Annotated in this window: 23 protein-coding genes and 1 tRNA gene; 17 read left to right on the forward strand and 7 right to left on the reverse strand. The window is 44.6% G+C overall.

Translation table 11 applies throughout. The annotated features are described in order from the left end of the window. Positions 1 to 81: 81 nt before the first annotated feature. The 3 genes from FSB84_RS20715 to FSB84_RS20725 all read right to left on the reverse strand — a co-directional run bounded on the left by FSB84_RS20715 (position 82) and on the right by FSB84_RS20725 (position 3,415). Complete coding sequence (locus FSB84_RS20715; RefSeq protein ID WP_147122288.1) at positions 82 to 558, reverse strand: Kelch repeat-containing protein; 477 nt, start codon at positions 556 to 558, stop codon at positions 82 to 84. After that, entirely contained in the window at positions 555 to 1,025 is a 471-nt protein-coding gene (locus FSB84_RS20720) for a kelch repeat-containing protein (RefSeq protein ID WP_147122290.1), read from the reverse strand. Before FSB84_RS20720 ends, FSB84_RS20715 begins: the two co-directional genes overlap by 4 nt. 95 nt (positions 1,026 to 1,120) lie before the next feature. Then, entirely contained in the window at positions 1,121 to 3,415 is a 2,295-nt protein-coding gene (locus tag FSB84_RS20725; protein WP_130539788.1) for an FUSC family membrane protein, read from the reverse strand. 210 nt (positions 3,416 to 3,625) lie between these two features. On the opposite strand from FSB84_RS20725, the gene FSB84_RS20730 reads away from it, so the two are divergent. Next, positions 3,626 to 3,698, forward strand: a tRNA-Lys gene (locus FSB84_RS20730). A gap of 83 nt (positions 3,699 to 3,781) precedes the next feature. Here FSB84_RS20730 and FSB84_RS20735 read toward each other — a convergent pair. After that, positions 3,782 to 4,600: a DUF4249 family protein gene (locus FSB84_RS20735; RefSeq protein ID WP_130539789.1), complete on the reverse strand. Its 819-nt coding sequence runs from the start codon at positions 4,598 to 4,600 to the stop codon at positions 3,782 to 3,784. Positions 4,601 to 5,113: 513 nt separating this feature from the next. Then, positions 5,114 to 6,988, reverse strand: a complete 1,875-nt coding sequence (locus FSB84_RS20740; RefSeq protein ID WP_225979843.1) for a TonB-dependent receptor — start codon at positions 6,986 to 6,988, stop codon at positions 5,114 to 5,116. Positions 6,989 to 7,235: 247 nt separating this feature from the next. Between FSB84_RS20740 and FSB84_RS31200 the strand changes: the two genes are divergently transcribed. From FSB84_RS31200 to FSB84_RS20785, 10 genes are all read left to right on the forward strand, one after another. Then, entirely contained in the window at positions 7,236 to 7,757 is a 522-nt protein-coding gene (locus FSB84_RS31200; RefSeq protein WP_225979844.1) for a LytS family sensor histidine kinase, read from the forward strand. Then, entirely contained in the window at positions 7,751 to 8,245 is a 495-nt protein-coding gene (locus FSB84_RS31205) for a sensor histidine kinase (protein WP_262713765.1), read from the forward strand. Before FSB84_RS31200 ends, FSB84_RS31205 begins: the two co-directional genes overlap by 7 nt. Positions 8,246 to 8,248: 3 nt before the next feature. Then, complete coding sequence (locus FSB84_RS20750; RefSeq protein WP_130539791.1) at positions 8,249 to 8,971, forward strand: LytR/AlgR family response regulator transcription factor; 723 nt, start codon at positions 8,249 to 8,251, stop codon at positions 8,969 to 8,971. Positions 8,972 to 9,099: 128 nt separating this feature from the next. Next, on the forward strand, positions 9,100 to 10,239 hold the full coding sequence (locus FSB84_RS20755; RefSeq protein WP_130539792.1) for a hypothetical protein: 1,140 nt from the start codon (positions 9,100 to 9,102) through the stop codon (positions 10,237 to 10,239). Position 10,240: 1 nt separating this feature from the next. Further along, the gene (locus FSB84_RS20760; RefSeq protein WP_130539793.1) at positions 10,241 to 11,230 is read left to right on the forward strand and encodes a hypothetical protein; all 990 of its coding nucleotides are present in this window, start codon (positions 10,241 to 10,243) and stop codon (positions 11,228 to 11,230) included. A gap of 22 nt (positions 11,231 to 11,252) precedes the next feature. Further along, positions 11,253 to 11,681, forward strand: coding sequence for a hypothetical protein (locus FSB84_RS20765; protein WP_130539794.1), 429 nt, complete (start codon positions 11,253 to 11,255; stop codon positions 11,679 to 11,681). A 38-nt stretch (positions 11,682 to 11,719) separates the two neighbouring features. After that, on the forward strand, positions 11,720 to 12,901 hold the full coding sequence (locus FSB84_RS20770) for an ankyrin repeat domain-containing protein (RefSeq protein ID WP_130539795.1): 1,182 nt from the start codon (positions 11,720 to 11,722) through the stop codon (positions 12,899 to 12,901). A gap of 9 nt (positions 12,902 to 12,910) precedes the next feature. Beyond that, positions 12,911 to 14,113, forward strand: coding sequence for an ankyrin repeat domain-containing protein (locus FSB84_RS20775; RefSeq protein WP_207234199.1), 1,203 nt, complete (start codon positions 12,911 to 12,913; stop codon positions 14,111 to 14,113). Positions 14,114 to 14,180: 67 nt separating this feature from the next. Further along, positions 14,181 to 14,963, forward strand: coding sequence for a LytTR family DNA-binding domain-containing protein (locus FSB84_RS20780; RefSeq protein ID WP_158644035.1), 783 nt, complete (start codon positions 14,181 to 14,183; stop codon positions 14,961 to 14,963). Positions 14,964 to 15,256: 293 nt separating this feature from the next. Beyond that, positions 15,257 to 15,706, forward strand: coding sequence for a dioxygenase family protein (locus FSB84_RS20785; protein ID WP_207234200.1), 450 nt, complete (start codon positions 15,257 to 15,259; stop codon positions 15,704 to 15,706). Between the two features lie 38 nt (positions 15,707 to 15,744). Here FSB84_RS20785 and FSB84_RS20790 read toward each other — a convergent pair whose 3' ends face one another. Then, on the reverse strand, positions 15,745 to 16,500 hold the full coding sequence (locus tag FSB84_RS20790; protein ID WP_158644036.1) for a LytR/AlgR family response regulator transcription factor: 756 nt from the start codon (positions 16,498 to 16,500) through the stop codon (positions 15,745 to 15,747). Between the two features lie 12 nt (positions 16,501 to 16,512). Further along, positions 16,513 to 18,609, reverse strand: coding sequence for a histidine kinase (locus FSB84_RS20795; RefSeq protein WP_130539800.1), 2,097 nt, complete (start codon positions 18,607 to 18,609; stop codon positions 16,513 to 16,515). 195 nt (positions 18,610 to 18,804) lie between these two features. Between FSB84_RS20795 and FSB84_RS20800 the strand changes: the two genes are divergently transcribed. From FSB84_RS20800 to FSB84_RS20825, 6 genes are read left to right on the forward strand one after another with little or no spacing between them, the layout of a single operon-like run. After that, a complete protein-coding gene (locus FSB84_RS20800) occupies positions 18,805 to 19,740 on the forward strand; it encodes a hypothetical protein (protein WP_130539801.1) in 936 nt (311 codons plus the stop codon). 22 nt (positions 19,741 to 19,762) lie between these two features. Beyond that, on the forward strand, positions 19,763 to 20,482 hold the full coding sequence (locus FSB84_RS20805) for a hypothetical protein (protein WP_130539802.1): 720 nt from the start codon (positions 19,763 to 19,765) through the stop codon (positions 20,480 to 20,482). A gap of 11 nt (positions 20,483 to 20,493) precedes the next feature. Further along, positions 20,494 to 21,333 (forward strand): hypothetical protein, encoded by an 840-nt coding sequence (locus FSB84_RS20810; protein ID WP_130539803.1) that lies wholly within the window; start codon positions 20,494 to 20,496, stop codon positions 21,331 to 21,333. A 10-nt stretch (positions 21,334 to 21,343) separates the two neighbouring features. Then, positions 21,344 to 22,099: a hypothetical protein gene (locus FSB84_RS20815; RefSeq protein WP_130539804.1), complete on the forward strand. Its 756-nt coding sequence runs from the start codon at positions 21,344 to 21,346 to the stop codon at positions 22,097 to 22,099. Positions 22,100 to 22,154: 55 nt separating this feature from the next. After that, positions 22,155 to 22,994, forward strand: coding sequence for a hypothetical protein (locus FSB84_RS20820; protein ID WP_130539805.1), 840 nt, complete (start codon positions 22,155 to 22,157; stop codon positions 22,992 to 22,994). Continuing rightward, positions 22,991 to 23,812 carry an FAD-dependent oxidoreductase gene (locus FSB84_RS20825; protein WP_158644037.1) on the forward strand — a complete coding sequence of 274 codons (822 nt, stop codon included), beginning with the start codon at positions 22,991 to 22,993 and terminating at the stop codon, positions 23,810 to 23,812. Before FSB84_RS20820 ends, FSB84_RS20825 begins: the two co-directional genes overlap by 4 nt. Positions 23,813 to 23,873 lie beyond the last annotated feature (61 nt).

Below are 23,873 nucleotides of genomic sequence, written 5' to 3' on the forward strand. Positions count from 1 at the left end.
GTTGGGTGGGTAAATGTTAAAACAGTCCGGAGTGTTGAAAACTCCGGACTGTATTGTAGTGTTTGTGGGTCCTGGTGTTGATCAGAGATACTCGAAAGCCGAGCCGGCCTGGGTAAATGAGATCACCCTGTTGCCCACCTGGAAACTGTAAAGGATCCCATGTCCTTCATCATCTTCGGGTAGATTGTTGTAGTGGGTCCAGCTGTTCAACGCCGGATCATATACGATCATCCTGGTTCCGACTACGCCGTACATTTTTTCTTTAAGGATAAAAGTATTCGGTCTTGCATTTTCAATGTAAGTAGTGGGCATATCAGCCAACCGTGTATGCGCACCGGTTCTGAGATTGTATTTGTAGAATGTTTTGGGATTTGGATCGGATGCGGTATAACCATAACCGCCACCGTAATAAACGTCTTCACCTTTTTGAAAGGTGATGCCATCGGTTCCTGCATAGCTGTTCAACTCGATGTTTGTGTTTTCCCAGGCGTTGCTTGCAAAGGAATATTTGTATATCCAGCGCTGGGATTGAGGATTGTGAGGAGTTGTAGCGCTCATGCCAACATAAAATTATTATTGTACACGTATATATTCCCGCCAGTGAGTGGAACAGGCAGGTCTGGTAGCCTTTTCCATTCTGAATTGGCCGGGTTGAATTCCCAAAAATCCCTGAGTTTACCACCCATGTTTTGTCCACCGGCGATGTACACTTTATTATTATGTTGCGCAAGCAGGCAATTGTAGCGTAACATGAAATCTGTGGGGAATGCTTTTTTTTCTTCTGTCCATTTTTTCTGTTGTACATCATAAACATGGAACCAGGGATCGAAAGCGGTCATATAGATCTTGTTATTGGCCTGAAAGCCCCAGGCGTCATCACCAAAGTCTTTCTGGTCTTTGCTCAGCACAACCCATTCATCCTTGGTGCCTGCAATGGGCTGGTCCTTGTTCTTGTCTTTCTTGCATTGTGTGGTAAGCACTGTTATGGATAACAGTATTGCTATACGGTTGAATAATGTTTTCATGGCGCAAGACTACAAATCAAATCCGCAATCAGGAAGCAGGCAACAAATCAATTGCTGATAATTAAGAATAGAATGATGGAATAATGGAATGAATATCAGGAAGGCTGTGGCTCAACCGCATCGCGCGTTCTGGCGAATTCGCGGAGCTTGTCCAGGATCTTCACCTGTTCTGCCGAGATGGTGCTGATCAGCTGGAACTGATCGGTGATGGCTTTGAGGTCGGAGAGAGTTTTGCGTACGGAATTCTGTTCTTCCTCTTCCAGTTGTTTGCCACTCATTTCATCTCTTCTGATCTCGAGCAATTCCAGTACTTTCTGGCGTATGGGATCTTCCATCAGCTTTTGTTCTGCAACGGAGCTGGTGCGATTGTCAAGGATGGCCGTTGCCAGTTCAAACTGCGCTTCCACCTGGTTTACGAGTGGCTGGAAATCCATCGATCCATATTGTTGTCCGGAGCGGTGTGCATAGTATGACAATGATGCGATACCAGAAGTAAGCAAATGGGATGTGGCAACAAACTGGTGATAGTTCTCCAGGTTGTATTGTTTGCTTTTCGGTTCGGACATCATACGCTGAAAGTGGTCTGACATATTTGCCAGCGCCACAAAAGCGCCTTTCCGCGCCACTTTATAATTGGTGATATCGAAACCATTGCCGGTAAAGGCTTTGGACACTGTGCTGAAATAAGACCTGTTGGCAACGATGGATTGTTCCAGGTAAGTAGCGATCTGTTCCTTCTCCCAAACGGGAAGCACAAACGAAGATGCCAGGAACGCGATCACGCAGCCGATGGCGGTATCTATCACGCGATCGTGCAATACCACGCCGAGGCCGCTGGGATTGAGAAAATGGAAGCTGATGATCACGTAAAGGGTGATGCCTGCAGAGCTGACGAGGTAATTCAGCTTCAGCATGCTGTAGGAAATGATCATTGCCAGCAGCATGATGATGAATAATATGGTAGTGTCTTCTGTGATGAAGATAGCTGCAAATCCAAGGAGGGCGCCGGTGATGGTGCCGATGATCCGTTGCCCGTTCCTTTTTTTCGAAATACTGTAAGCAGGTTTCAGGATAGTAGTGATGGTGAGGAGTATCCAGTAGCCATGTCCGAGCGGGAACAATAAAGAGATCACATAGCCGGCCACCAGCGCCAGCGTGAGGCGGGCCGCATGCCGGAAGGTGGATGATTCGAGCGACAGGTTATCGAAGAGCAGGTTTGGATCCAGGTCCTGTCGTGTAATGAAACGGTCCAGGTGCATTTCCCTTTTTGGTTGATTCTTCAATGCCTTGCTGATGGAGCGGTCGTAGCTTGTGTATTGCGACAACACTTTGATGCGCTCCGCAAGGTCCTGCAGGCTGAAAAGGATATGCCTGAGTTTGATGAACCCTTCTATATTGTCGGCATTGAGTTTTTTATTGCGCATGGAAAAGAAGGCATCCCTGGCATTCTCTATGAGGCGGTCGATGCGCTTTTCATTGCGGTAGGGAAGTCCGTCCTGGATGGCGAGGCCGATATCATTGAGTGTATCTGCCATTTCGAGTATGGTCCGGTGGTAGACCTGTAAGATCTCTTCCTGTTCAAATTCCTTGTGGAGGGCTTCATAATCCTGCTGGGTGGTCATGATCCGCTCAAAGAGATCGATACTGTCCAGGAACATCTGCATCAGTACGCGGCCTTTGCTGGTGGACTCACGTACAACACTACGCGCTTTGAAAAGCATCTCGCGCAGCTCATCCTGGTGCTGTTGGATGGCAATCTGGTGACGCATGAGGGATCGGTACAGTTCCTTGTATTGCGGATCTTTTTTGTAGAAGGCAGCCTTTACATCCAGGTAACGGGCGGTTTCCATCAGGCTTTCGCCGAGGAGCTGCTGAATGAGCTTGTAAGGACGCAATGTATGCAACAGGAGGCTGAGCACAGCATACCAGAGTCCACCGGCTGTGAACCAGCCTGCATTGATGAGAATATCCCTGAAATCGTTGCCGGCAGGAGAGAGGTGGGCATCGATATTGAAAATGAACACCAGTAAAGCGATAGAGCCAATGGAATTGGCGCGGTTCCCATAAACCCCCAGCAGAGAGAAGAACATGCTGAAAGCCACCAGCTCGATCCCGATCATCCAGGAATGCCCGCGACTAAGCCCGGCGATCATGGCCGCCACAAAATTGAAACCGATACTGAGGAAGATGGCATTGCGCCGGTGCTGGATAGGGCCGGGATTATCGGTGAAGCCGACACAGAGCGCGCCGAGCGGCACTGCCATCATCGATCCCAATAGCCCGTATTGATAGAGGATGAGCGCCGGAATTACTGCACCTGCTGTAATACGAACGCCTGCATACAGATATTGACTGCTGATAAATTTCCTGAACTCCTGTGCATAATCCATAACTCCAATTCAATACAAACTTACATTTAAATGGTTTTTAAATAGATGATCAATTGAGCCAGAAGCAGATGGTTTGAAAAAATCTTTAAAAAAAGGGATAAAAAATTTGGTGCAAAGTGTTTTTCACTTACTTTTGCACTCCCAACGACAAACGCACAAATGCATCAGAGGTCGTTTAAGATCAAAGAGTTGTGTGTTATGAAGGTGGAAGATTCCGTAGCTCAGTTGGTAGAGCAATACACTTTTAATGTATGGGTCCTGGGTTCGAGTCCCAGCGGGATCACAAAATGGGGCAAGTCTAAAATTTAGATTTGCCCCATTTTCTTTTATATGATTCAGTGTTTTTTTTACGGATATGCATTGACGTTACTGTATCGTATAACCCCTCACGTCCACTTCCGATAATCTGAAATATCCATAAGCGAAATTTGCAGGATGGGTCTGATTGATGATATTCCCTCTCACAGAACCTGGTGTTGTTTGAAAAGGACCGGTATCAGCCCCGGATGCTGCTAATAGTTTTCTGAAATAGTCATAATATCTTTTGGTAATGCCATACAGCCTGATGTTTATCTTATCTCCGGCCTTCAGGTCTTTGTCAGAAAAGTATTCCTGCATCAGGTTGCCCTGACTATTCCCGTCATCCTGTACTTTATAATCCGGAAATATTGATACAGGTGAAAGGATGCGGTGCAGATAATGGTTTTCCGCATTGCCATTATCCTGGTAGTAGTATGTGATTTCCACTTCATCTCCCCCAAATCCGCCGGTATTATTCTGTGCAATATTATTCTCAATATCGGGCACACCTGTACAGGTTTCTGTTGCGGTATACGTCTCCCCGTTCAATACCACTCTTAAAGTATAGGTTTGCCCGATAACCGGATGGAAATTGGAGCAGGTATATTCTCCTGTACCAGGATTTTCCATAAAACTAAAAACAGTATTTGCTGAATTTGTTATAACTATATCCGCTCCTGAAACCGTTGGAAATGTGGTACTGTAATATCCCGTTGTGGTGGAGAGTTTGATCTTCTGTTCATTGCCTGCTGTGCCCTTTATCCAATCGATCGATGCGTCAATTACCAGTTCAGGTGCTGCTGTTTCCAGGTCCACTTTCACTACTTTGGTGCAAGACAAGAGAAAACAGAAAGAAATGAGCAGGTACGCTGGTATGTTTTTCATTATTTTATTATTGGAATTAGAATCTGAAATTGTAGGTCACACCGGGAATGATTCCGAAAATGGATATCTTCTTTGCTTCACTCAATCCTGTTTCCCTGTTTTGTTCAAACATGATCGATGCGGCATTGTTTCTGCCGTAAACATTGTAAAGACTGAATACCCATTCGCTTTTCCACTTTTTTTTGCTGTCAGGTTTTGGTGTGAAGGTTGCCGACAGGTCCAGATGATGGTAAGCCGGAAGCGAATTGATATTTCGCTCTCCGTAATTCGCAATCGTAATGCCCTGATACTGGTATTTGCCGATGGGATAGGTAGCAGCTTTCCCGGATTGGTAGGTAAATATGCCGCCAAAACTCCATTTTTTTGTTAGCTGATATGCGGCCGTAAGTGAAAGGTTATGCGTTTTATCGTAATTGGCGCGATACCATTTGCCATTGTTAATGCCGGGCTCTCCTGCGCTTCTGCCCGGCGTGCGCTGCTCTGCTTTTGAAATAGTATAAGAAAGCCAGCCTGTCAGCTTGCCGGTATTTTCTTCAGCATCATCTCAAGCCCGTAAGCCCTTGCCTCCCCGTTTAGCAGTACCTGTTCTATGGCTTTGTGTGCAATCAATTCGGCGCCGTCGATGTAATCTGCTTTGTTCCTGGTCTTCTTGTAAAAAGCTTCTGTTTCCAATGAATATTTTCCATTGCGGAAATTCCTGAAATAGCCCAATGCAACCTGATCAAGGATTTCGGGTTTCAAATATTGGTCGCCCGGCGCCCAGATATCGAGTGGAGAAACGGAAGCTGTGTTGGAAATTAAATGGATATATTGGCTCATCCGGTTATAACTCGCCTTTACAGACTGGTTGTCATTTATTGTAAAAGAAACCGCCAGCCTGGGTTCCAGGTTTCCAAAACCAATTATCTTTTTATTTTTGTTGAAGCGTGTTATATCCACAGGCGTTCCTTCTTCATAGATTTGTAAGTCGGGATTGAATACAACCGCCTGATCATTGGCATAATTATTTACATTCTGTTCTCCCAATCGCAGGAAATTGCTGTATCGCAATCCATAATTCAGTGATATTCTATCTGTGAGTTTTTGCTCTGCACTCACATACAATGCATTCTCCCAGGCAATTTTTTTTTCTATCTGGTCGGGATTTACAGGCGATTTGGCATCCATAGGTTTTATGGTGCCGGGATTGAATTTATAGTAAATGGAATTGATACCGTAATTCAAAACCAGCCTTTCAGACAGATGATGACTGATATTGTACTTCAGATTATAATTGCGGATGTCTGATGCCCAGTCAATGCCAACATATTTTATCTTCAGGCCATAATCGTATTTGCTGTAAATGACAGATGCATTGGAAAAGAATTTCTCGGAAAAGTTATGATTCCATCGAAGATTAAAGAATGAGTTCCCATAATTGTTGCTGAAAAAGTTGCTGAAATCCATATTGTCTTTCCCAAAATATCCTGAAAGAAAGATCCTGTTATTTTCATTGATCTTATAATTCAGTTTAGCGTTCAGGTCATAAAAGGAAACAGAATTAGGATTGTCAGCCAGTTTCATCAACAAATGAGCATAAGAAGCACGGCCAGCAACCACAAACGAGCTTTTATCTTTTACAATTGGGCCTTCCGCCAGTAACCTGCCCGAAACTGCCCCTATTCCGCCTGTGATGTGATATTCTTTGTTGTTCCCTTCTTTTTGATAAATATCCAAAACAGAGGAAGTGCGTCCACCGAAATTAGCCGGTATTCCTCCTTTATACAATTTCAGATCTTTGATCACATCTGCATTGAAAACGGAGAAAAATCCAAACAGGTGAGAAATATTGTAAACAACGGCTTCATCCAACAATACCAGATTGCCATCAACCGGGCCACCCCTCACATTAAAGCCTGTTGATCCTTCCTGTGCATTGGAAACCCCCGGAAGCTGCAGGATAGTTTTCAAAATATCAACCTCGCCCATCACTGCCGGTAACTTTTTGATTGTGGAGATAGAGAGCTTATTCACGCTCATTTCCGGTTTCCGGATATTGATTACTGAACTGTTGTGTTTTATCACTACTTCATCTAAAGTCTTTACTTTCTCAGTCATCGAATAGTTTTTCCTGAGGTTCTCTGTCAGAAAGATATGTTCTTCGATATTTTCAAATCCTACACAACTGATAATGATTGTATATTTCCCTTTGGGGAGGGTGATAGAATACAGGCCATACGCATTGCTTACTGTTGAAACTTTTGCTTCAGGAATGAATATGCTTGCGCCGCTTATTGTTTCAGTATTTGTTTTTATGGAGATGGTTCCACTCAATGTGACTTTCTCCTGCGAATAGCCCCCAAATGAAATGCCCAAAAACAGCAGTGTATAAAGGATTTTGTATCTCATCTTTTAAAAATCGGGTTAACAATTACAATCTGGATACAAAGCTATCCCCTGGAATAACCGGCTTTTTTTAATTATAACAAATGCGGTATCTTTTATAGCAAAGTATGCCGGAGCACTACAAAACATGGTTCCTGTTTTATACGTTTTTCATAATGCTTCCTTATTTCGTATAAAAAGCACTCTGTTTCGTATAAAGCAGGTGATACCATTGCCTTAAATGTTAAGTTTGTTCTATACAATTTTATAAATGAATGATCTTACCCGTCAACAGCTAATCAGCGAAAACGTGCTTTTTCGTTTCCTGGTTTCACCGGACCACAGGGTATACCGGCATTTGCTGCTCATTGTTTCTATAGGTACCGTGTTGTACAACAGCCCTTCCGTAATTGCCAGCCCAACGACGATTTTTGTATATTTTATTGTATTGTTCTATGTGAATATGTATGTGCTTGTTCCAAAGTTTTTGTTCAGGAATAAGAATCTGGAATACTGCCTGGCTGTGATCAGCATCCTTATTCTGATGGCTGTCTGTGGCTATTTTTTCAATCCTTTTAACAGGGAAAACGAGCTGAACATTCCACTTTTTTCCTTCCTTACCCTGCTGTTGCTGGCGGCTTCCTCTTCCATAAAACTGTTTCAGGAGGGAATGATGGACAAGCAATTGATCCACGATCTGGAACAGTCTAGAACGTATGCAGAACTGGAGCAGTTGAAAAATCAGATCAATCCGCATTTTTGTTTAATATGCTTAACAATGCCAATGTGCTGACAAAGACTAATCCTGAAAAAGCATCGCAGGTGTTGATGAAGTTGAGTGATTTGCTTCGCTACCAGCTTTATGACAGTGCAAGGGATAAAGTGTTGTTAACTTCGGATATTCATTTCCTGGAAGATCTTTTGAATCTGGAAAAGGTAAGAAGGGATAGTTTTGATTTCCTGATCTCAAAAGAGGGAGATCTAAGCGGCGTGCAAATCCCTCCTTTATTGTTCATTTCGTTTGTGGAAAATGCTGTGAAGCACAATAATGATGCAACAAAATCATCTTATGTAAATCTCTATTTCGATGTTAGAAACAATGAGCTTTTCTTTAGATGCGTCAACTCCAGGCCAATGCTTAAGCCCGTTAATAATACAGGCGGATTGGGATTGACAAATATCAGGCGAAGGCTGGAGCTTCTGTTCCCGGCAACACATGATTTGCATATCGAAGATGACCCGGAAAGGTATAGCGTAACCTTAACCATAAAGCTGAATTAGATTATGAATTGCATTATCATAGATGATGAGCCATTGGCAAGGGAAGCCATAGGGATGTTGATCAGCCAGACTTATGATCTGCATCTGATCGGTTCGTTCAACAGCCCCGAAGCCGCTGCCGGTTTTTTGGAAAACAATACAGTAGAATTGATCTTTCTGGACATACAAATGCCAGGAATTAACGGGATTGAATTTGCCCGGACAATTCCGAAAGAAACATTTGTGATCTTTACAACCGCCTATTCAGAATTTGCTACGGACAGCTACGAAGTAGATGCTATTGACTACCTGATAAAACCTGTAAAGTCAGAACGGTTTCAAAAGGCTGTAGAAAAAGCCCATACCTATTCGAGATTGTTTAAGGCGGATTATGCCAATAACAATATCGAACAGGTTGCAGACGATTATTTCTTTGTGAAAGCAGACCGGAGAATGTTCAAAGTCTATTTCAATAATATACTTTTTATTCAGGGATTGAAAGATTATGTGGTGATACACAGCGAAAATCAGAAAGTGATTACGGCGATGAATATCAAAACCATCTGCGATCAATTGCCCAAAGACATGTTTGTAAGAGTTAGCAAATCCTATATCATCAATGTTAAGCATATCAGTTCCGTAGATAATAACACGGTATACATAGGTACAAACGAAATTCCTATCGGAAGTATTTACCGGGATTTCTTTTTCACCGGATTTGTAACAAAAAAGATAGTGAACAGGTAAATTGATAATTCATCAATGAATTTGTTAAATTAGGAGATTGTCTGACTGACCGGTCCGGTTGAGACACCTTCTTTTTATTCCACATTTGGAAATACATTGTATATTCATGTTCACCATTAAATCGATCAATGGAATCCGTTCACCTTGAAAGAATCAACGCCGATAAACAGCGCATCATAGACCAGATGTATGCAGAGCTTGAGAATACTCCGGTAGAGGATAGGTTTTATACATCCGGCAATATCGAATCCTGCTCCACTGATCTCGATACATACATCAAAAAGCTTTCGCAAAATCCGGACAGCAAAAGCATTTCAAAAAGTATCAAATGGATATTCCAGTCGCTGTCCACTTTCAATCAGGAAGACGAGAGCCCGGAATACTTATGGGGCTTTATCTACAATGGTTATACAAAGGAACTTACTGAATTTATCCTGCATAGTGCCTTTGCATTTGGCTTGCAGAAGGGAGAACCGAAAATGATCAGGCCGGCGAATATCCACCTCAAACATAATCCGCATTCAACTGACAGGTTCAGGGTTTATATCGGATCCACCTCAAATGATGGCATTGTCCTGGATTATAATGTGAGAAGCTCTCAATTCGAATACCTCGAAAATATATATGGAGAAAGCTATGGTCTCCCGGTTTTCGATCTTACTATCAATAAGGATCATTCAGAACTCTCATTCGATGTACTCGCTTCCGGTGTTTACGAAACCATAACATTGAAGGCACAGCAGCCAACAGACAGCGTTCTGTTCAATGCTGTCTATTCCCTTCATAATAGTGAACAACTGAAAAATGATCCGCCACCAGATCATTGCAGTCTGGAACTGGAGCTGACCAAAGGCGTGCTAACGAGGCTCACCACCATGAACTATGATACCAATAACCGTATCATCAATATGTTCACGGAAGGCACAGGAATAAAGGTATTTGTGCAGGAGCTCGACGCGAATGGCTGCTTCCGGAACAGTGATAACATGGCTTCGCATCCGGAGATCGTGGATGAAAAGTTCGTGATCGTAGATGCTGTTCCGAATTGGAAATATTATGAGATCGATGAACTGGTGATGCAACAGGATATCATCTCTGTTCGTACAAAAAAACAACGGTTCGAATACGAGAATGATGAACGAAAGAAAGTGATTGCCCATGAATCAGCTGGCAGAAATATCAGTTATCCCATCAAATCATATGATCTTATAAAAGCACTGCTCCATGAACTGCTTCTTTTGAGAAAACCTTTTAAATCGCGTTACTGACATGAAGCTGGAACTAAGAAAAGAATATACAATAGAGGATGCCGGATCAAAGCAGTTCCACCGGCTTGTTTTACTGGAAAGTGGCACCATCGTTGGATTCTTCGACAATGAAGATGCCTGTTCATTATTGTGGATCGATGAAAATGGAACAACGGAAACCGGAACAGGACTGATAGATTGCAATCCATTCGATACGCCTGCATTGTTCCATTTCCAGGGATATGCGGGCATCTATTCGTCGAATAATGACTATGTAGTATTATATCATGAGGAAGATAAATCCAATCCGGTAAAACTGCCGATCAGGAACAACCTGCCGCAGATCGGTTTCCCGCAATTCAGTAAGTCGTTATCCAATTATAAGTATGCCGGAAATTCTGATGATAATATCGTACCGATCCTGTTCACAGACTCCGGTCTGTTGCCTGTCTATATTGCCCAATTGCAGATCGATGTAGAGAACTCAGAAGCCAGCTGGCTGAATATTCAATATTGGGACAATAAAACTGGTATCGATTTGGAAGCTGCATCTTTCCAGAGGCCGGCCAGGCCTTTTGCCATATTACATGCGTTGCGAAAGCAGGAGTCCACCTATACCTTCGGTATCGGACACCGCGATAGTGGCTACCTGAAGTCCGGCATGGATTACTCAGACCTGGTAACTATCAATAACACCGGGGCCATCAACGATACGCTGTTTACATTGGGAAGATTGTATAAGGAAGATAAGAAAGGAGGGAAAGAATGTATCTTTTCCTCATCAGGCCGCTATGCAATACTGACACCCGTTTACAAGTCGGACGACTGGAAGAACAGGCAACGGCTTTTTGATCTGCAGACGCACGAACTGATAGAGGTTACATTGCCTGGGGAAGTTTCCGGTTTCAGGATCATAGATCATCACCATGATCAATTCCTGATGGCGGATAACTACATCAATCAAACCTTTGCCGGTACCGCTAATATTACTGTTTCGGGTGAATTACCCTGAGGCACACACTAAATAAATGAATATGTCTGATTTTAAAAACCTGCAATTGGAAGAAGAATTATTGAGGGGAAATTATACCTCCGCCATTACCGGAGATATTACTGTTCAGTTTGACCTGGAAGAAGAAGCGCCCGGATTGGATGATTTCAAGGCATTGGTGGAAGAAGCGAATGCATGGATCAAAACATTCACAAAGGAATCATTGGAAGAGCTGAAGCGTCAGGTGGCAGCAGAATTGACTGATTCGGCTTACGGTGGATCGGACTACCAGCCCACTGCTGAAGATTACAACAATCTTGCAGAAGAACTAACGCTTAAAGAGATCAGGTTTTATCCGGATGAAATGTATTCCCTCGTACTGGAAGCAAAAAAAGAATATCCGGATTCGCTGATCTATTGTCAGATTAGCACAGACTTTGATATAGAAGACCTGATCGTAAGCGAAAGCTGAATATTCTACCTTAGTTGAATCAAACCATATAAATAGCCATGACCGCTTTGTTGAATGCATTAAAGACCCGTGACCTGGATCTGGCAACCACCCTGGCCGGCCAGGGAGAGAAACTACCCGGCAACCTGCCTGATTATGAGATCCGCCAATTGTTCGGAAATCTACTGCAGGCTAAAGCCTTCCAGTTGCTGCTGGACCTGATCAGTAACGGATTGATCGAAACCGATATCTACGAATACGATAAACTGGAAAACGGTGTATTTGAAGTGCTGTTCCGATGGGTGAATGAAGAAGAGGACCGCCTGCAATTCCTGCGCGACTTCCTTTCCAGGCTGGATAATGTTGGCGATGCCGTGCAGGACAAAACCCTCCTGGATCTCGCTTTTGCACTGCAAGTGCCTGTGGCCGTTATACAGCTATTGGTCGATGCCGGCTGTGACCTTCGCCGCAGGAACAATGCCGAAGCCAATCATCTTTATAAAGTAGTGCAGGAATTCAGTATCAAAGAGGAACGGGGATTGCAATACATTAACTTCCTGTTGGACGGAGGGATCGATGTAAACGAAGGAAATGTTGTGGGTGAAACGCCCCTGCACCTGTCGATCAGTAAAAATAAAAAACCTTATATCCGTTTGTTGCTGGAGAAAGGCGCGGACCTTAACCAGCCGGACGCCAAAGGTGAAACGCCACTATACTGCGCCGTTGTACACCAGGTCTGCGATAAGGATACTTACAGGTCTCTCACTGCTTTTGCTTCGCCGGATTTCGAACGCACAACTAAGGATGGTGAAACCCTTTTGCTCGGCGCCGTGCGCATGCGACGCAGCGGAAATGAGGAAGAAACCGGTCTGCTGACTGCCCTGATTGAAGATGGCGCCGATCTGTACCAGACCTCTCCCCATTACGGAAAAGCCAAATCAGCGCTCGACTGGATCTGCGAAAAACCTTCCGGCCTGCTGAACGCTGCTCTCTCCGCCGGTGCTGCTGATGTACACCGCCGGAACGATGAAGGCAATACGCTTCTGCACCAGGTATGCGCCTACAACGTGAACTATGATCAGGAAGCCGCCAGGCAACTGTATCAAAAGGTAAAGCTCCTCATCGCTGCAGGCGCTGATCCCAATGCCACGAACGACCAGGATCAAACACCAATGATGCTGGCCGCACAAGACAATCTCAAAGTAAAAACAGTTGAACTATTGCTCAAACATAAAGTGTAAGCCATGTCGATGTCTTTTATCATAGCCTGCGAAAGCGGCAAACGAAAAATTGCTGAAATACTGCTCGCCAATAAAGAAGTGGATGTAACCTATACCGATGAAAAAGGCCGCACAGCCATCCATTATGCTGCACACCGCGGTTATCTCGATCTCGTGAAATTGCTGGCAGAAGCTGGCTCTGATATCGACTATGAAGATCATAGCGGCGAAACACCCTTGTATTTTGCGTGCCTGCAGAAACAGAAACAAACTGCCGTTTATCTCATCGATAAAGGTGCGCGCACTGATATAAACGACAACCTGGGCAACAGCCTCTTGCACCTCACTGCCCGAACCGGCCAAAACGAAGTGGTTGCCAGGCTGCTGGAACTTGGAATGGACGTGAACCTGGAGAATAATGAAGCTGAAACACCGCTCATGATTGCTGTTACTGCCCGTTCCAAAGAAATAGCAGATCTGCTTCTTCGCCAGGGCGCCAATGTGGATGCCACCAATAAAGCCGGTGATACACCACTGCTGATGGCCGTGCGTACAAAGAACCAGCCAATGGTTTCCTTCCTGCTGGAAAACGGCGCAAATATCAATCACGTAAACCATGCCGGTGAATCCGCACTGCTGATCGCCTGCTATGATACCAACCGCGCACTCACCAACCTGCTGGTGCAACATGGTGCGGATGTACTGGTCACTTCCAAAGAAGGATTGTCGCCCATCTGGTATGCCTGTGCCAAAAATCAGAAAGAGATCGTGGCCTTGTTCCTGGATAATGGTGTGAGCGCGGATTTCAGTCAACCCGTTTCCGGAAGTACAGAAAGTATGAATAGCTACCTAAGCTGGGTGGAAACTGCCAATAATCTTTCTATGGAGGCGAGCTTCAATTTCCATCACAGCTATAGCTATGGCGGCGAAAGCCTGTTGCATGTGGCCGCAAAGAACGGACACCTGAGCATGGTGAAACTGCTGCAGGAACGCGGGGCCAACGTGAACATACAGGATGAGTCCGGTAATACGGCTTTGCATTATGCCAGTTCCGCCGGAAAAAAGGATGTGGTAAAATACCTGCTTGAGCAAGGCGCGGATATTACTGTAGTAAATGCGAAAGAGCAGAAGGCGATCGATTACGCTACTATCAAGGGCCTGAATGAAATTGCCATCCTGCTGTTGGGGGCCGCAAAGCCGCAACAAACAACCACTCCCGATGTAAAGAGTTAAAACCAGTTCGATTCATATGGCCGGTACCATCACAAACAAACAAGGGGATCCAGGAGTTTCCGTTAGTATGCGAAAACTCCTTTTCGTACTTTCTAATCTATTCCTGTCTGTTGCAGGGCTGGCCATGTTGCAGGATTTTCTGGAATCAAAAAGGAATGGCTTCACTTTTTACTTCGATGAATCTCTCTTGTACAAAACGGTTTGGACCTTATTTATCCCAATACTGGCCTTTCTTTATCGCAGATTACAAAAAGCCTCATTGAAAACTGCAGCACAAACTGCCATTTTCATTGTTACGCCCATCCTGATTCATCTTTTCTGCCTGCCACTAATAGCTGTGATGTTCTCGGAGCTGTTTTATGGTGGCAGGTATGACCTGTACAAGTTTTTCAGCTATACGTTGATAAACCATCTCTCCGTCTTGTTCCTTGTTTATACGATCTTTGTGCTTGGTTTCAGCTATTGGCTGAAAACTCCCCTTAGAATAAACGAGGCACAAAACAATACCACTTTAGCCACCATCATCATCAATAACGGGAAAGATAATGTGGTGGTGAATATCGATGAGATCATACAAATCACTTCAGCTACTCCCTATATCTATATCCATCTTGAAAACAGAAAATACCTGCACCCGGAAACTTTGAGAGCTCTTTCTGAGCAACTGGACAGCAATGTATTTGTTCGTGTGCATAAATCCACCCTGGTGAACATCACAAAGGTCAGCTCTTTCAGATCAAGGCTAAACGGCGATTATGATCTGGAAATGACAACAGGGGAGCTTGTGAGGTTAAGCAGAACATATGCGGCTGGTTTCAAAAAAACGATCCGGGCCAGGTCATCAGGTTAGCCTGTAAACTCATCAGCTTACAATATCCGGCATTTTCCCCTCTTTCCGGAGCGATAGTTTTGTGATCATACAATTATTAAATACCACAAACTATGAATGTCAGGTCCATTACAATTCACTTGAACCTCTTGTTGGCTGTATGGTTATGCGCATCCTGCAATGCCCAGACCAGGCAGGCGACGGCAAGGTTGGTTGGAGGCAGCTGCGAAGGCTGCGAAGCAATTCGTGAATATGGGAACAAAAGACTTACTCCCGTTGACACTTTGCCTGAATTTGAAAACAATCAACCTCAAATGAAGATATCGGGGACCGTCTTCATGCAGGACGGGAAAACACCCGCAAAGGATGTTATCGTTTACATCTATCATACCAACCGGCAGGGTATTTATCAAACCAGGGGCAATGAAACGGGTTGGGCAAAAAGACATGGTTTTATCAGGGGATGGATTAAAACCGGAGAAGATGGTAGATATACTTTCTATACCTTCAGGCCGGCAACCTATCCGGACAGGAGTGAGCCCGGGCATATTCACGTTACCGTAAAAGAGCCTGATAAGAACGAATACTACATCGATGAATATCTGTTTGATGATGATCCGCTATTGACGCAAGCCAAAAGAGGCAAGCTTGAAAACCGGGCGGGATCAGGAATTGTGAAACCCAAACTCGTAAATGGAATGCTCATTATAGAAAGGGATCTGTTCCTGGGAAAGAATATTCCGGATTATCCAAACGGCAAATGAATCGTGTAAAGTGGATTCTGTATTGGATTGGTTGCTGACTATTTCCCATATTGAGCGAGAGCGCCGATAATAAGATCCTTTCTGCGCCGGGACACGATAATGCCGGTACCGTTATTCAGCCACAATATCCCTTCTTTATCCAGCCTTTCAATTTCACTGATATTAACCAGGTGGCTTTTATGTACACGTACAAACCCGTGATCGCTGAGGATATCTTCAAATTCTTTGAGTGTCCGCGAGATCAGCAATGGCTTCTTTTCTTTAAAATAGAAATGGGTGTAATTATTGATGCCTTCACATCGTACTATCTCAGCAGGGCTGCAAAAATAGTAGCCATCCTGTGTGCTAAGCGCCAGTTTAAAAGCAGCGGATGATTTTTCTTTCAAATTATTCATCAGGTTGTCCACAAGCTTCTGCCGGCCTGCGGCGTAATCATTGTTGCGTGCAATATGCCGGTTGATGGCATTTTGCAGTTCCTCGGCATCGATAGGTTTTAGCAGGTAATCCAATGCGCTGAAACGAATTGCTTTAATGGCATACTTGTCATAGGCCGTAGTGAAGATCACATCGATACCCGTACTGTCTATCCGGCTCAGCAGATCAAAACCGCTCATAGCGGGCATTTCAACATCCAGCAATAACAGTGAAGGCCGGTATCGTTCGATGAGGTCTACTGCTTCCTCGGGTGAATTGCTGGTAAGTACTTCCTTCTCGAATGAAGCGAGATGGTGTATCAGTACCTGCAAAATATTGGCTGCTGCCGGTTCATCATCCACTATCAGGATCTTTATCATCTGCATGCATTTTTATAAAGGAACTATTTCTATGATCACGGTGGTGCCTGTGGCAATGTTGTTGTCATCATACCGGTCTTCTATTCTTACGAATGCATCTTTTACCAGTCCTTCGCGGAGCATGGCCATTCTTTGTTCTGCAAGAATAGTGCCCTTCGATTCAAAATGCTCCGCGCCGATTTTGGCTGCTTTTATCTGTCCGGCGGCTATGCGCCCAATACCATTGTCGCTAATGGTACAGCGTATACTGTCGCCTGCTTCCTCAAAATGCACCAGCAGGCGCTTTTCTCCTTTCTTATTGGAAAGCCCGTGCCAGATGGCATTTTCGATATAGGGCTGAACCAGCAGTGTAGGGAACAGGATGGCATCCACATCCAGTTTCTCATCCACGGTGATGCTATAGTCAAAAGTATTTTTTAAGCGAAGGGCTTCCAGCGCCACGTATAGCCGGCATATTTCGATCTCCTTCTGCAAGGTGATGAAATTCTTATCGGCCATATCCAGTACCATGCGCAGCAGTCGCGAAAACTTACTGAGGTATTGCGATGACAGCAGATAGTCTTTGGTTACGATCAGGTCCTGAATGGCATTAAGGCAGTTGAAAATAAAATGGGGTTTCATTTGTGTCCGCAGGGCCTTTAATTCCAATTCATTTTTTACGCGCTCCAGTTCGCGTCGCTGCAGTTTGCGCCGGTAATAATAAACAAGGCCAAACAGCGTCATTAGTAAAAGGGTCCCTGAAATATAGAATAAACGCAGGCGTCTGGCTTCAGTTAATTGCAGCTCCTGGATGCGATTGTTTTTTTGCAGCAGAATAATTTGCTGGTTCTTTTTACCTGTTTGGTATTTGGCATCCGTTTCCGCCATGGTGCGCATGGCTTTCACGGTATTCAATGAATCCTGATGATCTTTGACCAGTGTATAATAATGCAGCGCTTCCGGGTAGCGCCCGCTTTCTTTGTACACCCGGTACAGGGACCCGTATAGTTTTATTTTCAGCTCCAGTGCAGTAGCAGGGGGCAATCCCTTTGCAACTGCCAGCAGTATCCCGTTTGCAGCCTGCCATTGCCTGCCGTCAATAAAAAAATCAGCCAGTGCCAGCTGGCTTTCTGTTACCAGGTTTGTCAGCTTGCTTTCATGTGCCAGGCGGAGGCTTTGCTGCAGGTATTGTTCGCCCTGCTTTCTGTTGCCGTTTGCTGCCAGTAATATGCCATAGCTTCTCGCTGCGAAGGAGCGGTGACGCCTGAAGACCCAGCCCGTATCTGTTCTTTCAAGCGCCAGCCGGAGATATTTGTAAGCAGAATCCAGCCTGCCCAGTTTTGCATAACAGTTACCCTTACCTGTATAGATTAATGGATTATGAGGTTTTCTTCTTTCAGGAACCATCGCTTCCAATTCATTATAATAAGCCAGGCTTTTGACAAAATCATTATGATCATATTGATAACTGGCCATACTGTATAACAATACCATGAACTGGAACCGGATTTTCTTTGATTCTTTGTCATCACCTTCCGGATTGAACCTGTTTTTGATGACGCTGTAAATATCCATTGACCTGGACAGGTATTGAAATTCCATTTCGGGATTTCCTTTTTCGTGATAACATAAGCGGAGCAACTGATACAAATCGAGCAGCGCAATGCTGTCTTTCAGTTCATTGGCCAGCAGAAAGGCCGGTGTGCTTAAATTGATAGCAGAGTCATATTGTTTTGAAGAGTACAAACTTTCAACCAGGTTATTCAATATATATGACTGAAGCTTTTTGTTGCCGGAAAGCTGTGCATGTTTGTCGGCAAGTACTTTATAATACTGCTGGCTGTCTTTTTGCGGAGAAGATTTGTATCGAAAATACAGATTTGCCATCCAGTAGAACCTGGATAGCATCGAATCATTCTTTTCAGCAGCAGCATCGCCGATGCCCTCCCTTACCAGCACGATGCCCTGTTCAAATTTACCGGTAGTGATCAGTTCGTTTGTCCTGATATATAAACTGTCCAGTTGTTTTATAGCAATACCGCCTTTTTTCTTGTCTTTACCGGATGGATGGCATCCAATAAAAAGAAGCAGGCATAATATCCATGGTATTATTCTGAAGCTGATTTTCATATAACCATTATCGTCATCATACAGGCATATTACAAAAGTACACAACTGCCTGTCAGAAAAGTTACCGTTTTCTCATTCCAGGTTACCGTTTCCTCATTGTGTGGCCGCTCCCCATCACCCGGCGCGGCCATTGCCTCATTGGCGCTGCTGCAACTGGTTGAGGCAGCTAGTTTTATTGTCGAAAACCATAAACATATGAAGGCGCACCAACCCTCTTTTCGATTGCTTAATGGATGCCTGCCGGTTATTATCCTGTTGCTGGCATCCTGCTCCAAACAAGATGGCTCCGGAGCACCCGATCCTGATTACGATGAACAACGAATCGCCACCATAACCATCAAAGACGAGGTACTGACGGCCACGTTTGCATACGACGACCAAAAACGCCTGAGCCGTATTGATTATAGTGATATGGGCAGCCCATCCCTGCGTTTTTCCTACAACGGGCAAACTATCACGGCCCGGTATTACAAGGGCGCTGCCCCCGATCCGCAGCGGGAGAAATACGTGTTCACCCTGCTCAACAATCATGTGGTAAACACCCGCATGACCCGACCCGACAACTCTTACTACGATACGTATTTCGAATATGATGCACAGAACAGAATGACGGAGATCGGTTTTCGTGCCGTATCGTCCAACGGAAGCATTGGCGCAACACTCGATTGCTATTATACTTACCCTGCCCAGGGCAATACGCAGGAACTGAAAATGTATGGACAATATCTGCTTAAGGAAACCGACACAATCACCCAAAGCAAAACCTGGCATACCGATAAACAATTTGTAAGTCTCAGCAATCTGGGCTTTGATTATTTTGGTAAAGCTCCTGCTGGTATTGCCTATGATATTGCAGGCATTCTGCCTGCAATAGAACCTTTCCCTTTTATCAGGAACACCAGGTTTATTGCTTCGTTCGATCAGGTGCCTTACCTGCTGCCTTCACCCACTGCGCTAAAAGTTTTGAAAGGACAAAAAAAATACCTGGATTACTCATCTGGCCCCTTCAATGTTCAGTGGGAATACAGCGGATGGGACTGGACTGATCCCGATAACAGCACAAGCCCTTACAAGTTCGATGAACTGGGCAGGCTTACCACATACTTCAATTACAATCTTACCTGGAAATAATGGCAACCACAATTTTAATATTATGAAAAAGAAAAAGCTGCTGAAGATACTATTACTGTGTTTGTACATCATCTCCTGCAAAAAAAATGAAGGAGGCCAGCCGAACATGCCTTTACGCGTAAAAGCTGAAACTGATGCCGGCGGAAGCATGCTGTATACTTACAATGCAGCCCACAATATTGTAAAAGCGGAATTTGACAATGGCTTTAAAAAACTGGAATATCTGTATGAGCCCGGGAAAATAATGCACACCATTGTTGAAGCCGATCATACATATATCATCCATTATTCGCTCAATGAAAAAGGATACGTTAGTAACCAGCAATTTGAAGGTGAAACTGAAAAGAGGTTTTACGAATATAACGGGAACGATTTCCTGATACGCACATTTAATGATCAAACACCCCGGTGGGAATCAAACTACCACTACAATGCTAGCACCGGACTGCTGGACAGTATTCGCAGTACAGTGGGGGATACCTGGAGCGGAACCAGTGTGTTCCTGTATTATACCGATAAGGCCAATAGTCTTGGCGATGAAAATTTCGGCCGGTATTTTTTCGGTAAATCATCTCAGCATCCCGTTAAATCCGTTGCCTCACGGCGGCCCGAGGGCAATCTGGTAAAAGTAAGCGTAACCAATTTTACCTATACCTACGATAGCAGGGGGAGGATCAGCAGCAGAGGCTTTACCACATCCGGCGGACAAAGCGGCAACACAACGTATACTTATTACGAGTAAAAAGAAACCGTATGAACACTACAATTACAAAGAAGACTTTTATACCGGTTGCTGCATGCATGTTGCTGGTGGCGGCTTCCTGCAAAAAAGAGAGCAACGACAGATCGAAAAAAGAAAACCGGATTGCAGCCATAAAGACTTCCACCTTCAATCATATTTATCAGTACGATGCACAAAACCGGCTGGCAGGAATCGATTATAGCGTATCGTCACGCATGAAGGCAAGCTATAACGCCTCCGGCATAGTGCTGCAGTGGTACGATGGCGCAGGTGATCCTACTGATCACAGAATTGAGATCAACCTGGTGGATGGCAGGGCCATCTCCGTAAAAGAGAACAATGCCACTTACAGGAACGATCATTTTTATACCTATGATAACGAAGGTAAAATGATACAGGCCCAGGTTACCAGGACTGCATTGGCCAATAACCAGGTGGAGAACAGGGGAGAAGCTACCATGAGCTGGGATGGGAATTTGCTGCAGCGCGTATTGCTGCAGGTAAGCAACCGCTTTGGTGAAAAAACGGACTCTATCATTAATGTTTTCACTTACTACAACGATAAGAAATTCATAACCTGGGACGATACAGGCTTTTCATATTTCGGGAAAATGCCCATTGGCGGCTTTCCCAACGGCTTCGGCTGGAGGCTGCCCATTAATTTCTTATCCGAAGATATCATGCCTTCTGCTGCGGCCATGAAAGGGGCTTCCCGGAAAAGTTATTATCGGAATGGCGGTGCATGGAGCCTTTCACAAGGCAGTAGCAATTATCCCGAAGACGACTACCTTCACGATGAACAAGGAAGGCTGAACAAATGGAGGACCGGGATAGAAATTACATGGAAATAAAATCTTGACCATGAAAGTGAAGACACAACTACTACTATCATCGATAGTAATGAACTGCCTGCTATTGGCAGCCTGTAAAAAAAACGGCAGTGGCTCCAATAACTGGCCGGCGCCGATGATAAAAACTGAAACGACCAATAATAACATCACGTCTTACCGGTACGATAAACAGGGACGTATTGTGGAACTGGTAAACGGCGACTGGGTAAGGGTCGACTATTCTTATACCAGGGATTCCCTTTTTTACAAAACAACGGAGATTGCCACCAACGCAGTTCAAAAAGTAGCTGCGAAGCTGGATCCCAATGGAATGCTGGCAGCCCAGGAAGGAACAGTACGTAAATACGACGACGATGGCCGGCCTGTAGAAGAATTGTCGCCTCCCAATAGTAACGGATGGCAAAAACGATACAAATATTACTACAACAGTGCCACCGGCTTATTGGACAGCACGCGGCAAACTGAAAGCAAATTGCTGCAGACCCGTTGGCTTCAGACTACAGTGTATACCTACTATCCCGATCAAAATAACACCATCGGCAATGAGAACAGGGGAATGGGTTTTATGGGTAAGAACAGCCCTCGTCCTGTAAAAATTTCAGAGATCTGGCGGCCAAAATCGGTTGACCCTTTCCGGGAGATCACCAATATCATGAAATTACAGTATGGCTATGATGAGCAGGGGCGCATTGTAGTAGAGGATCATACCGAAGACAGGGCCGATAATACTGTTGTGCAATGGCGAACGGTATACACCTATTATTGATGCGCTACCATTGAATTGATAATTACGACAACAGCTACACTAAAAATCAGTAAAAATGAAACAGATCGTCCTGTATAGTATAATATTGTTCACCATCCTTGCCTCCTGCAAAAAAAATAATGACCGCAACGGAAAAGAGAAAAAAATATCCGCTGCGGTGGTAAACAATATCAATAATGTATTCAGTTATGATGCGCAGGGGAGACTGCAACGTATCGACTATGGAGTAAGTCACTATTTACTGGTAGAGTACAAGGCAGCCGGCACCGTGCTGCAGTGGTATTTAGCGGATGGTACTCCTATTGCCACCAGGCGTTATGAGTTCAACTTGCTGGATGGCCGGATCGTTTCGGGTAAAGAAAGCAAGGCGAACAGCCGCATTGTTACCCATTCCTATGGATATGATAATGAAGGGCGGCTTACCGAACACTCAGCCCGGGATGTGTACGAGCCCACTAACGAGGAAGCGCACAGGGTAATATTCACTTACAGCTATACCGGCAACAATGCCGGTAAGATCACCTATCTGCATTTCGACCAGGGACTGCGGCGCGATTCGGCAGTAATAACACAGACCTATTACACAAATAAGAAATTATTTACCTGGCAGGCTGTCGGCTTTGGCTTTTTCGGGCAAACCGCTTCCGGCCTGCCACACCAGGGGCTGGGTATTTCATCGCCCATTACTATATTGCCCTTCCAGGCATACTATCCCTCCGTCAATGCGCTGAAAGAAACTACAAGGGACCAATATGAATGGAACATTGCTCAGAACAAATGGGTGTATAAAAATACAAGCGGCTACACGCTGCCTGAAACAGATTATGAATATAACGGAGAAGGTTACCTGATTTCTTTTAGTGGTGCGGAAAAAATTGAATGGAACCAAAAATGAAACAAGTGGCAGTTGTTGGCGCGGGTATCAGCGGACTGGTAACGGCAAATGCCATGCAGCAGCAGGGATACAAAGTAACCGTATTTGAAAAAGCCTCCACCATCGGTGAATCATGGGAGCGTGGAACTTACTATACTGGCGAAGTGGCACAGTCAGTAAGAAAAGACTATACCTTTTACGGTTCGGATATTCCTCCGCTCTCCGGCGAATGGCCCGATGGTGAAGAAATGCAGGAGTATCTTGAAGCTTATGCCTTAAAAACCGGGGTGCACCAACTCATTTCTTTTCAAACAAATGTTCAGAATGTCTATAGTAACGCCTCCGGATGGAAAATATCAGCCAGGAAGGATAAGGAAAACCAATACAGGGAACTGCAGTTTGATGCAGTGGTGATATGTACAGGGATGGAGTGGGGCAGTTTTAGCTATTGGCCTTTACATCGCAATATCGCTGTTGCCAATTCCGGAAGCATCGGCTTTGTTGGCATGAACGGAAGCCTTTTCTTTACACTTACTGCAATCATCGCGGCGCATTGGATGGCAGCTTACCTGAGCGGAGGCATACAATTATCCACCCATCAGTCAACCAGGTACCAACCCAAACAATACAATAAGAGGAGACAGGTTTCGCAACTCATACATTACCTGAACCAGCTCTTAAAGGATATGGGCGGTAAGCCACCGGCCAGCAGTAATCTCTTGTTTCGTCTGTTGGGCACTCCCTTCAAGCCCGGAATTTATGCTGCTCTGGCAAAGAAATTGACAAACAGCCATGCTTCTCTTTTTCACGGACCTTATTCACGCTCCTGCTTTTCCTGAACAGCACTATCGAATGGATACATTGAATAGACCAGCGCTACCGTTTTCTCATTCAGAAAAC

This window comes from Pseudobacter ginsenosidimutans, assembly GCF_007970185.1.
Lineage (GTDB): Bacteria > Bacteroidota > Bacteroidia > Chitinophagales > Chitinophagaceae > Pseudobacter > Pseudobacter ginsenosidimutans.

Coding starts and splice junctions, on each gene's coding strand:
- FSB84_RS20715 (WP_147122288.1), bottom strand. CDS start 558: ATGAGCGCTACAACTCCTCACAATCCTCAATCCCAGCGCTGGATATAC.
- FSB84_RS20720 (WP_147122290.1), bottom strand. CDS start 1,025: ATGAAAACATTATTCAACCGTATAGCAATACTGTTATCCATAACAGTG.
- FSB84_RS20725 (WP_130539788.1), bottom strand. CDS start 3,415: ATGGATTATGCACAGGAGTTCAGGAAATTTATCAGCAGTCAATATCTG.
- FSB84_RS20735 (WP_130539789.1), bottom strand. CDS start 4,600: ATGAAAAACATACCAGCGTACCTGCTCATTTCTTTCTGTTTTCTCTTG.
- FSB84_RS20740 (WP_225979843.1), bottom strand. CDS start 6,988: ATGAGATACAAAATCCTTTATACACTGCTGTTTTTGGGCATTTCATTT.
- FSB84_RS31200 (WP_225979844.1), top strand. CDS start 7,236: ATGAATGATCTTACCCGTCAACAGCTAATCAGCGAAAACGTGCTTTTT.
- FSB84_RS20750 (WP_130539791.1), top strand. CDS start 8,249: ATGAATTGCATTATCATAGATGATGAGCCATTGGCAAGGGAAGCCATA.
- FSB84_RS20755 (WP_130539792.1), top strand. CDS start 9,100: ATGGAATCCGTTCACCTTGAAAGAATCAACGCCGATAAACAGCGCATC.
- FSB84_RS20760 (WP_130539793.1), top strand. CDS start 10,241: ATGAAGCTGGAACTAAGAAAAGAATATACAATAGAGGATGCCGGATCA.
- FSB84_RS20765 (WP_130539794.1), top strand. CDS start 11,253: ATGTCTGATTTTAAAAACCTGCAATTGGAAGAAGAATTATTGAGGGGA.
- FSB84_RS20770 (WP_130539795.1), top strand. CDS start 11,720: ATGACCGCTTTGTTGAATGCATTAAAGACCCGTGACCTGGATCTGGCA.
- FSB84_RS20775 (WP_207234199.1), top strand. CDS start 12,911: ATGTCTTTTATCATAGCCTGCGAAAGCGGCAAACGAAAAATTGCTGAA.
- FSB84_RS20780 (WP_158644035.1), top strand. CDS start 14,181: ATGCGAAAACTCCTTTTCGTACTTTCTAATCTATTCCTGTCTGTTGCA.
- FSB84_RS20785 (WP_207234200.1), top strand. CDS start 15,257: ATGAAGATATCGGGGACCGTCTTCATGCAGGACGGGAAAACACCCGCA.
- FSB84_RS20790 (WP_158644036.1), bottom strand. CDS start 16,500: ATGATAAAGATCCTGATAGTGGATGATGAACCGGCAGCAGCCAATATT.
- FSB84_RS20795 (WP_130539800.1), bottom strand. CDS start 18,609: ATGAAAATCAGCTTCAGAATAATACCATGGATATTATGCCTGCTTCTT.
- FSB84_RS20800 (WP_130539801.1), top strand. CDS start 18,805: ATGAAGGCGCACCAACCCTCTTTTCGATTGCTTAATGGATGCCTGCCG.
- FSB84_RS20805 (WP_130539802.1), top strand. CDS start 19,763: ATGAAAAAGAAAAAGCTGCTGAAGATACTATTACTGTGTTTGTACATC.
- FSB84_RS20810 (WP_130539803.1), top strand. CDS start 20,494: ATGAACACTACAATTACAAAGAAGACTTTTATACCGGTTGCTGCATGC.
- FSB84_RS20815 (WP_130539804.1), top strand. CDS start 21,344: ATGAAAGTGAAGACACAACTACTACTATCATCGATAGTAATGAACTGC.
- FSB84_RS20820 (WP_130539805.1), top strand. CDS start 22,155: ATGAAACAGATCGTCCTGTATAGTATAATATTGTTCACCATCCTTGCC.
- FSB84_RS20825 (WP_158644037.1), top strand. CDS start 22,991: ATGAAACAAGTGGCAGTTGTTGGCGCGGGTATCAGCGGACTGGTAACG.